The sequence below is a fragment of the Asaia sp. As-1742 genome (assembly GCF_011753235.1).
In the GTDB taxonomy this organism is placed as follows: domain Bacteria; phylum Pseudomonadota; class Alphaproteobacteria; order Acetobacterales; family Acetobacteraceae; genus Asaia; species Asaia bogorensis_B.
Genome location: NZ_VWWA01000026.1, coordinates 1 through 9940, shown reverse-complemented (window position 1 = coordinate 9940; position 9940 = coordinate 1). Strand labels below are relative to the sequence as shown.

Below are 9940 nucleotides of genomic sequence, written 5' to 3'. Positions count from 1 at the left end.
TTCGCACGTCGACTGAAGACGCTCCGGGGCCTCACGCCATACGAATTCGTTTGCCAGCAATGGCAGCACGAGCCATCAAGATTCACGCAAAACCCGCACCATCAAAACCCGGGACCAAACATCTAGATCATCAGGCGTTTCGAACGATCAGCCTGCTCTTTCAGCACGAAGAAAATCCGGTGGAAGACACCCAGGCGGCGCCACCGGATGAAGCGATTATACAAAGTCTTGTGCTGACCATACGCTTTCGGGGCATCCTTCCACTGAACGCCGTTGCGGATCACATAAACGATCCCGCGCAGAACGCGCCGGTCACCACGTGTGGCACTCCGTGCGCCAGAGGGAAAAATGGCTCAATCCGCTCCATCTGCCTCTCAAACCGCAAAAACACGCCACTCACAGACTTACCTCCATCGGTAAGTCTGTAAAACACGGAACACCGTTCAATTCAATGAATTATCAGGTCATGAGCCTAGGGCTGGCGCGACCAAAGTCCACGCGCGACCAAAATGTGGACCTTGGTCGCGCTCTGCGACGTCATGCCTATCAAAATAAGGTGTGGCGTGGGCATACCAAACGCCCCGGCGCGACTGACCGTAGAAAGCGATTGCATTCACGCATGGTGAGACTCTTCCCGCAAAGAGCTTCGAACGTGGGACATGCAACGCAATAAGGTCGAAGGCACACCCGCGACCAGAGTCCACATATCAGCCATTCAGAGCGGCAGGGTCCCATTTGAGAGTAGCGTTCCTACGAAGCAATCTGCAAAACGCCTCTAGAGTGTGGACTTTGGTCGCGCCAGCCTGCTCCCAGCCCATATCCCGGACGGACACCGCTTATCCACATATACACAAATACCCACTGGACTTTGGTCGCCTATAATTTGGACCCTGGTCGCTCCGACTCGGGTTATCCCTTGGACTCTGGTCGCCTAATCTAATAGATATCTAATAATTTTTCTAATAGTACCGCGACCAAAGTCCAAATTGATTTTGTCAAACGGTTCTGAGATGATGGTGACATGGTAAGCGTGCACAAACTGATTGTTGAGCAAGGCATTGACGCTGCGCGTGCGCTAGCCTCGACGAAGCATGAGCGGGCTCTCGTCGAAGCCGCTTTCCAGGTTATCAGTGAAGAGCGCGACAAGCTTGGATTTACCTTCTCGGGGTTCGCTCTAACGTGCTTACCTCATAAGCCGGTCAAAGACAGTGTCTGGCGCAAGGAGGGTCACAATCTTACCCTACTAATCCAGGGTGGTGTTAATCGGGATGGGGGAAATTTCGGCGTCCCATATGGCTCATATGCTCGGTTCATCTTGCTTTTCTTGCAAAGCGAAGCCATTCGAAAGAAAAGTCGCGAGATAGAATTAGGGCGCTCAATGAGGGTCTGGCTTGGAAGTATGGGGCTCTCAATTGGTGGTAAGACCTATAAAGCTGTGAACGAGCAGGCGAGCCGAATTTCAGCCTGCAATCTAACTTTCTTTTCCGGTGACAGTAGTAAGGAAGTTATGCGCAAGGGTGGTTTCGTTGAGGGATCAATCACGATGTCTGACGTGTTAAGTGATCAGCCGTCTCTTTGGCAGGATCGGGTTTTGTTGAATGAAGAGTTTTATAACGCACTTTCGGAACGTCCTCTACCTTTAAACGAGACAGCTCTGCGTGCAATTGGCCCGCGGAGCTTGGTCATAGATATTTATATCTGGCTCTCGTATCGGCTTCACGCTTTAAAAGGCGACGTCAATATTTCCTGGATATCCCTCCACACTCAATTCGGGACCGGATATGCTCGTCTGCGGGACTTCCGTTCGGGTTTCATCGAGGCGTTAGAGTTGGCAACGGCCGTATATCCTGAAGCCAAACTATCCATTTCGGATCTTGGGGTGACGCTCCGGCCTTCTAAACCGCCTATCGCGAAGATTTCGTAGTCTACAATACCTGGCGCCTTAAACGCGCGACTGCCTGCTCGGGTTAGATCTCTACGGCATAAACTGTCGATCTGGCGAGATAGCTTTCTCGCCAGGATATCTGTTGCCATTCATCTTTCACTGTAATGGTTTTGTCAGGTTAGGGATGTAGAGTTGGACAAGGCCCGGACCGAGGACATTGGTTTCAAGCTGCGGACGCAATCTGGGCGATAGCCTGCCAATCGGTGAAAGCGGCGGCTCTGGCGATCCGGTAATCGGCGGCGGAGAGGCGATGACGGCGAAGCTGGAAACGGCCATGGATGAAAACGTGGCGGGCGAGAAAGCACTGGGCCTGGCGTGGTGAGCGAAACCGGCGCATCCGTCGTTCCCTCTGCCGGGTTGGCTAATGCGACATCTCGACCCGATTGTTCAGGTATCGGCTTTGCCGGTGTTCGACGCTTCTCAGCAGTTCTTTCCTTGCGGCGCCATAGCTGGGGCATTTATCGGTAACCATAACGCGTGGAACGTAGTGGAGCCTCTTGAGCAGCTTACGAAAGAAGCGCACCGCCGCTTTCTTGCTACGGCGCCACTGAAGGAGAACGTCCAGCGTGTTGCCCTCCTGATCCACGGTACGCCAGAAATAATGGATCACTCCCTTGCTCCGCACGAAGACCTCGTCGAGATGTCATTTGTCGCCGGGCCTCGCTCTCTTGCGCTTGGGGCTTTTCACATAGACCAGCCCGAAGCGGTCGTTCCAGGCCCGGATGCTCTCATAGGCGACCTCGATCTCCCGCGTCGCAAGGATCGTCTCGACATCGCGCAGCGAGAGCGAAAAGCCATGATACAGCTACACCGCGTGGGTGATCACCTCACCAGGATAACGGAAGCCTTTATACAACGACATCGATCACTCCCTTCGCTCCGGGAAGAATTCACAAAATCAGCGCACCCTCGTCAACCTGACAAAACCCACACCGGAACTCCTTGTCCGGAATGGGGGGGCAAGCGGGTGGTCCGCTCTTGGATAAAAAACACGGAAGCCGGGCATCAAGACGAGTGTGTGGCTCTTCAGTGAGTCTGCTGATTGGACTAAAACTCGCTGGAGAAATACTCATATCTCTGCCGCCAAAAAAACAGGCGGACTTACTCATCCCAAAACACGCAAAGCTAAAGTCATAACGCGGGCCCGTTCGTCATCATGCGCAGCCCTCAAAATCGGGTGGCTGGGATTTCAACAATAATTCTTCGATCTTTCAGCCGCGGAATTAGCCTGGACCATCGCTTGCGGCCGCAAGGAGTGGCACAATGACGTCGCTAATCGGCGTCGGAATGCCGTGGGCGCGACCTTGACGCAGGATGACACCGTTGCGGATATCCCATTCAAGGGGCCGACCCGCTTCACGGTCCGTAAGAATGGAAGTGCTCATGTCAGAAGGAGATGCCTGAAACTTGTCGAGGATCGCCTGAGGCACCTCGTCACCAAGTTCAGCGCCCTCGGCGTGAGCCACGGCCAGACATTCCCGCAGATAAGCGAGCGTAAGTCTGGCGATGTCCGACCGGCTGAACATGCCTGAGCGCCGCTGCGTAAGAGCCATTAGGCCGGCCGCCGCGTTCTGCAGCAGCTTGCGCCAGGACTGGGAGAGGAAATCCCCGGACAGGTCTACGGAACAGCGGGTGCCCTGCAACGCCTCGACAACGAGGTGTGAAGCTGACATGTCTGGCAGGGTAAGACGCACATCCCCACGCAAGCGTACCAAGCCATCGGATTGTGCCTGAACAGGAAACCACACAACGGCAGGTATGACCTGCGCATGCGGACAGTGTGGCCCAACGCGCTCCACCTGTTCCACCCCGTTTTGCAGGACACACACGATGGTCCGCGGGCGACACAATACTGACAGCCATTCCGCCGCCGCCTCGGTTTGCGTGTCCTTGACCGCGAGGAAGACAAGGTCAGCGTCCCAATCAATTTGCCTGGGATCAGTCCTTACCGGACCGGGAACGGTGATGAGGCCATCGTTGTCCTGAAGTGTCAGATGCTCTCGCAGAGTGCGGCCACATAACACCGGAGTGTGGCCAGCTTCGTACAGCGCCGCCGCGATTACGGTGCCGATAGCCCCGGGGCCTATGACAGCCACAGCGGTATTCCTATCCGTATTCATGAAAACGACCTCCCTGGCGACACCTTCGGCTCATACGCAATACATTTGCGCACATGGAGCTTGTGCGCTCGAGGCGTGCTTTGTAATATATTACACATCATGATCGATGGATGTAATAAAATTTCGGATTCTGCGGGGCGGCTGGGCCAATGGCTCGGCAGCATTCAGGCACGAAGTGGTGGTCTCGCTGCCAGCGAGGAAAAGGTGGTCGCACTCCTGCTCACTGACCCCTTGTTCGTCGGCACCAGCACGACTGCGCAGGTAGCCGCTCGAGCTGGCGTCTCAGCACCAAGCGTCATCCGCGCCGCGCGTGCAATCGGGTTCGGCGGCTTCACGGAACTCAAGATTGAGATCGCTCGCGCTCGTGGCACTGCCGAATTCTTCGCACCTTCTGAATCGCTCACTTCGGATGCGACGACCGCCGCCGTGCTCGAAACATCCATTCGTGCGGGCACCGACGCTCTGACTGCGCTCGGTGGAGCCGTAGACACCACTGCGCTCGACAAGGCAGTGGCCTTTATCCAGGGTGCCCGCCAGGTGATCGCCTTTGGCGCGGGTCCGTCAGCGACGGTTGCCGCCGACGCGGTGTTCCGCCTGCGCGCACTTGGCGTGACGACCATCGGCATCCCGGATTATTTGTCGGCGATGATTGCCACGCGCCTGCTTGGCCCGGACGACGTCGTCATAGCTGTCAGTTCGACGGGTCGCACGCCAACGACGCTCGCTGTCGCCGATGCAGCTTCTGCCGCCGGAGCATCGCTCATCGCGCTGACCAATCAGTATGGCACACCATTGGCGGCCCTTGCAGACATCGCACTGGTCGTCGGTGGCGCACCACTGCCGGCACAGATGGCCGCCGCCGGTAGCCGACTGGCCCAACTCGTCGTCATCGATGCACTGGCCGCAGCACTTGCCTTACGCGATCCGGAGCGTAGTAGAAGAGCGGAGCGAGCGGGCATCGACCTGCCCGATCTTGCATGATGCAGCCGAGTACCGTTGCAATAATCCTTGTCGCGGCGGTCGCCCATGCGATGTGGAACCTGGCTTCGAAATACAAGCGGGGCGATACCCTGCTGTTCGTCTGGACCTATACCGGCACCTCAGCACTGTTGTGTGTGCCAATCTGCGTCGCGCTTGTGATCACGGGGCAACAGGTGCTCCACTGGCGGCTCGCCTTGGGCGCGGCCGTCTCGGCGGTGCTCCATATCGCATACTCCCTGATCTTGCAGGTCGGATATGACCGTGCAGAGCTAGGCGTAGTCTATCCGATAGCACGCGGCACGGGACCATTGCTGACGATGCTCTTCGCGGTTCTCCTAATGGGAGAACACCTTACTGCAGTCGCAATGCTTGGCGCTTTCCTGATCATAGCAGGAATCCTCGTTGTCACAGGGAATCCGTTTAAGCGCGCAAGTCACCACCCGCTTCTGGGTGTATTATGGGGCGCTGCGACCGGCGCGACCATTGCTGGCTACACTCTCTGGGACAGTTATTCAGTAAATTCGCTGCATCTCGCACCAATAAGTTATTACACCGGCACGCTGCTGCTACAGGCCATATTGCTAACGCCAAGCGCACTGCGTCGGCGGCATCGGATTCCGACTGCTATCCGCACAAACGCCATGCCGGTTCTTATTGTCGCCGTGCTTTCCCCTCTGGCCTATATCCTCATACTCAGCGCCATGCAAACGGTGCCAGTGGCGCTCGTTGCACCTCTGCGTGAATCATCTATCGTTATAGGCTCTCTTCTCGCATGCATGCTCTTTCACGAGGGCCATCTCGCGCGTCGGATCGCGGGGGCTGTCGTCGTACTAATCGGGATCGTGGCAGTCAGTCTGTGATACCTTTACTAGATGTTTGGTCCCGGGTTTTGATGGTGCGGGTTTTGCGTGAATCTTGATGGCTCGTGCTGCCATTGCTGGCAAACGAATTCGTATGGCGTGAGGCCCCGGAGCGTCTTCAGTCGACGTGCGAAATTATAGGCGGCGACGAAGTCTGCGAGATGCTGCCGGAGCTGGTCGTGCGTCTCGTAATAGAAACGTTTGACGGTCGCCTCCTTGATCGTCCGATTCATCCGCTCGACCTGACCGTTCGTCCATGGGTGACGTGGTTTGGTCAGGCGGTGCTCGATATCTAGATCGGCACAGGCCAGTTCAAAGGAATGGCAGCGGAACAGGACTTTTTCGGCACGCATCGCCTTGATGTCGTCTGGTGTCCAGCTGTCACCGGACGGATCGGTGAAATGCGTGCCGTTATCCGTCAGCACCGTGTGGATCCGATACGGCACAGAAGCCGCCAACGTGCGCAGGAAGTCGCCCGCCACCCGCCGCGTCGCCTTTTCATGCAGTTCGACAAACGCGAATTTCGATGTCCTGTCGATCGCGACGAACAGGTAAAGGCGCCCAGCCTCGGTTCGAACCTCGGCCAGATCGATATGGAAGTAGCCGATCGGATAGCGCTTGAACTTTGAGCGCTTTGGCTTGTCACCTTCTGTCTCGGGTATTCCGGACCATAGGCCCTGCATCGCTGCAAACACGCACGGATAGGGAGCAAGCGGTCCGGTCCCAAGAAGGTAGAGCGGCAGATCGGGCAATGAATTGAAAAATGTCTGCAAATCTGCGGGCAAGATATCACGCGTTTCGCGCCCGTTCAGAAAACGCTACGGATTATACAGATGGTAATTTCTAAGGTCGGAGAACCGATCCTGCCCGAGGCTAACGGAGCCTAATGCGCCTGCCAACAAACAGGCGAGACAAATAAAGGCTTCGCGAAGAATAGGGTTGCGGAAACTTAGCATGATATCTTGTACAGCGCAGGCGCATGCACCACTAGGCTCAGGACCCTTTACGAGACTGAGATGATGTGATTCGACGGTCATCGGAAGGAGAACCCGATGTCTGATCTGCCGATGCTGCCTGTGACTAAGAGCCTGTTTGGAAACTCACGGATGGGCATTTCTGCGTGTGAGATTGGCGCCCATGGCGACGAGGATCATGGCCTGTGAGATGTCGATACGACGCTCATAGTCACGCACGAGACGTCGCCAGCGGGTCATCCGGCCAAAGGTCCGTTCCACGACCCATCGACGGGGCAGAATTTCGAAGCCCTTCGCTCCGTCCCGGCGTCGGATGACTTCGACGACGAAGTCCAGATAAGCCGCCTTGTCCATCAATTGGAGCCGGTCGTAAGCCCCGTCGGCGAACAGGTTCTTTACCCAAGGCCAGCGCTTGCGGATCGCATCCAGGATCATCTGCGCGCCCGCGCTGTCGGAGATGTCGGCCGGGGTCAGATTGACCATCAGCAGACGTCCGTCTGTATCCACGGCAATATGCCGCTTGCGCCCGACGACCTTCTTGCCGGCTTCATAACCTCTTGTTTGCGCATGCGGTGCCTTGATGCTCTGGCTGTCGATCACCCCGGCGGTCGGGCTCGTCTCGCGACCTGACCGCTCCCGATCGAGCATTAGTTCGACGTCGTGGATGGTCTGAAACAGAAAACGTCGAGCCAGTTCCCTGAACCAGCCGTAGACCGTACGCCAGTGACCGAAATGGATCGGCAGCATGCGCCAGCCGCAGCCCGAGCGGACCAGATAACGCACCGCGTTGATCACCTCGCGGAATTCGACCTCCCGTGGACGACCCATGCGCCCCGGTGCGGGCATCAGCGGCGCGATCCGGTCCCATTCCTCATCCGTCATGTCAGACGGATAGCGTTTCGTCTTTCGGGCAATCCCGGCCATTCGGGCCCTCTGCTCTGGCGTCCACATCCAGAGCTTGAATCACACTTCAACGACTTTCCAAACAGGCTCTTATCGATGAGAAGGATGAGATGGTGAAACTTGAACTGCATGCCGCCCAGCAGGCCCTTGTCTGGTCGCAAGAACCCGCTGGTTTCAAATCGCCCTATGCAATGATCAAAGGCACTCAGGGAGGCTCAAAAGATTGTTCGGCTCATAACCATCCGCTGCCGTCTTAAGATACTTCCTCCCGTTATGGGTAGCCACGACAACGGCTACCGGATGGCCGCCAACGCTAACGAAGAAGCCCCATTCCCGACGCTCGATCTGAAGTATCGCTTCGCTCTCTGAAATCTTCCACGATCTTCCCCCTGAATGACCTCCAACACTGATAATGCGTTCGTGCGGGTTGGGGTGCTGCCGCTTATTGATGCATCGGATTTGTGCTATCTGATCGGGCATGACTTCGCTCTCTGAAGATCAAACTGCGTTGACCAAAACCGATTGTACAGGCAGAAGCCCGCGTGCTGGACAATTGGCATTGCCACCCGGCAGTTCTGGTGTTCGGTGGTTGATCAAAGGCGGGGGCCGAATCCCGCCCTTTTTCGTGTCTAGGAGCTAAGTATCACGTTCTTTCTGCGATGGGCAGGTGAACGAAACGCACTTGGCCGCACTTGGCCTGGGGCGGAGATCATTGATGGATGCGACCTACAATCTTAATAGCAGCTACAAGCCTACAACCAAGCGTTTTGCTGATCTAAACGGCGCTGATTTTTTCCTACACCAGCCTGGGCCATAGAAGCGCTCATAGATAATGAGGCATTCGAAGGCGATATCTGGGAGAGTGCTTGCGGGAATGGCGCCATGGCAACAGTTCTGGAGCAGGCGGGAAATGCCGTCCACGGCTCAGATCTGTATGATCGGGGTTACGGCGAGGCCGGGGTGGATTTCTTGAACACCAGTCGCACCGCCGACAACATCATTATGAACCCGCCCTCCAATGCAGCAGAAGGGTTTGTCAGAGCAGGCCTAGCCTCTGCCAACCGGAAGCTCGCCCTCCTTATGCACCTGGCCTTCCTAGAGGTCGGCAACCGACAACGAACGATCTTCTCGGTACATCCCCCATCCCGCGTTTGGGTTTTCAGCGAGCGCGTTACCTTCTATCCAAAGGGTGCGGTTCAGAAAGGGAGCGGCACGACTGCCTATGTCTGGTTTGTATGGGACAAGTCGCACAGCGGCGGGACCGAGCTCAGATGGTCCGAGCCGAAATACAAGCGGCGCTCACTCGTCTAGATCGGGAAGCGTAAGGCGGCCGCGCCGAATATAGACCAGCATGCCGTCATGAACAGTATTCTCTGACACATTGCGGTGACAGACCACATTGCGCACAATCTGCTCCCACATCTTTTCGCCATCCCGTGTTTTGGATGGCCGCACGTCGTAGGCGTTGAGCTCGACGAATTTCGGCAGATTTTCTCTGATCTGGCGGATGGTCGCAGAACCATTTTCAGTTGTACCGAGATACCTGATGATCGCTTCAGCGATCTTCTCTTCGGTTGTGCCTAGCATCGAGTCGTCCTCCAATTATGGAAACTCAAAATACCGCTCGGTCACGACAGGGAGTCAAAGATACCCCTCATACCAAGGTCGGGCGACCCTTCAGTTGCAACGCCGTAGATAACGCTGAAGGGCCACCCGTAGCGCGGGACGCCAACAAAACGGTTATCACCATAGGTGCGAGTCGCGCCATAGAAAAGCAAAGGGCGGCTCGAAAGCTGCCCCTGCCTATCACCACCACGATGATTGCTGCGTGCCGGGCTTGTACCGGCTTGCGTCTTTTAGGTTACTCGACCGGTCTATGACCGACTTTCGCTCAAGGGTTCCTCGCCTAACCTGACGCGTGTCCATCCACGCCGCCGCAGCCCTCGCAGAATCGCACGATCTGGCGGGTCAGTACAAAGGGAAAGCGCCGAGTTTTGCTTTACATTTCCCTCGTAAGTCCTTGATATTTGGAAAGGGTGCTGTCACGTTAACTTTGGCGTGTTAGGCGCGGGTGATGAGAGCGTTATGCGTGAGCTACAAACGACACCGTTTTCCGAGTGAGCTGATCGCTCATGCGGTGTGGCTGTATTTCCGCTT

General features: G+C 56.4%; 10 protein-coding genes and 3 pseudogenes. 6 read left to right on the top strand and 7 right to left on the bottom strand.

All coding sequences use genetic code 11. The features are described from left to right. Positions 1–126: pseudogene (locus tag F3J08_RS16315) on the top strand (IS481 family transposase); the annotation flags it as partial. Here the strand turns inward: F3J08_RS16315 and F3J08_RS17035 are convergent. Then, positions 126–367: pseudogene (locus F3J08_RS17035) on the bottom strand (transposase); the annotation flags it as partial. The pseudogenes F3J08_RS16315 and F3J08_RS17035 overlap by 1 nt on opposite strands. A 654-nt stretch (positions 368–1021) precedes the next feature. Between F3J08_RS17035 and F3J08_RS16305 the strand changes: the two are divergent. Beyond that, entirely contained in the window at positions 1022–1924 is a 903-nt protein-coding gene (locus tag F3J08_RS16305) for a replication protein RepA (protein ID WP_166931723.1), read from the top strand. 178 nt (positions 1925–2102) lie between these two features. Further along, positions 2103–2267, top strand: a complete 165-nt coding sequence (locus F3J08_RS17615; RefSeq protein ID WP_370458760.1) for a hypothetical protein — start codon at positions 2103–2105, stop codon at positions 2265–2267. 39 nt (positions 2268–2306) lie between these two features. Here F3J08_RS17615 and F3J08_RS17610 read toward each other — a convergent pair whose 3' ends face one another. Both F3J08_RS17610 and F3J08_RS16295 read right to left on the bottom strand, forming a co-directional pair. After that, positions 2307–2531 carry a DDE-type integrase/transposase/recombinase gene (locus tag F3J08_RS17610; RefSeq protein ID WP_370458761.1) on the bottom strand — a complete coding sequence of 75 codons (225 nt, stop codon included), beginning with the start codon at positions 2529–2531 and terminating at the stop codon, positions 2307–2309. Between the two features lie 637 nt (positions 2532–3168). Further along, the gene (locus F3J08_RS16295; RefSeq protein ID WP_166931720.1) at positions 3169–4065 is read right to left on the bottom strand and encodes an oxidoreductase; all 897 of its coding nucleotides are present in this window, start codon (positions 4063–4065) and stop codon (positions 3169–3171) included. 99 nt (positions 4066–4164) lie between these two features. On the opposite strand from F3J08_RS16295, the gene F3J08_RS16290 reads away from it, so the two are divergent. Both F3J08_RS16290 and F3J08_RS16285 read left to right on the top strand, forming a co-directional pair. Beyond that, positions 4165–5046, top strand: coding sequence for a MurR/RpiR family transcriptional regulator (locus F3J08_RS16290; protein WP_166931718.1), 882 nt, complete (start codon positions 4165–4167; stop codon positions 5044–5046). After that, the gene (locus tag F3J08_RS16285; RefSeq protein ID WP_205207113.1) at positions 5043–5906 is read left to right on the top strand and encodes a DMT family transporter; all 864 of its coding nucleotides are present in this window, start codon (positions 5043–5045) and stop codon (positions 5904–5906) included. The genes F3J08_RS16290 and F3J08_RS16285 overlap by 4 nt, the downstream gene beginning before the upstream one ends. A gap of 8 nt (positions 5907–5914) precedes the next feature. On the opposite strand, the pseudogene F3J08_RS16280 reads toward F3J08_RS16285, so the two are convergent. The 3 genes and pseudogenes from F3J08_RS16280 to F3J08_RS17605 form a co-directional block, all read right to left on the bottom strand. Further along, positions 5915–6574 (bottom strand): annotated as a pseudogene (locus F3J08_RS16280) (integrase core domain-containing protein); the annotation flags it as partial. 432 nt (positions 6575–7006) lie between these two features. After that, a complete protein-coding gene (locus F3J08_RS16275) occupies positions 7007–7831 on the bottom strand; it encodes an IS5 family transposase (protein ID WP_166931715.1) in 825 nt (274 codons plus the stop codon). 147 nt (positions 7832–7978) lie between these two features. Continuing rightward, on the bottom strand, positions 7979–8263 hold the full coding sequence (locus F3J08_RS17605) for a DUF3892 domain-containing protein (RefSeq protein WP_166931713.1): 285 nt from the start codon (positions 8261–8263) through the stop codon (positions 7979–7981). Between the two features lie 402 nt (positions 8264–8665). Here F3J08_RS17605 and F3J08_RS16265 point away from each other — a divergent pair, with 402 nt between their 5' ends. Further along, positions 8666–9094: a hypothetical protein gene (locus F3J08_RS16265; protein ID WP_205207111.1), complete on the top strand. Its 429-nt coding sequence runs from the start codon at positions 8666–8668 to the stop codon at positions 9092–9094. Here F3J08_RS16265 and F3J08_RS16260 read toward each other — a convergent pair. Continuing rightward, on the bottom strand, positions 9083–9385 hold the full coding sequence (locus tag F3J08_RS16260; protein WP_166931710.1) for a hypothetical protein: 303 nt from the start codon (positions 9383–9385) through the stop codon (positions 9083–9085). The genes F3J08_RS16265 and F3J08_RS16260 overlap by 12 nt on opposite strands. Positions 9386–9940: the final 555 nt, after the last annotated feature.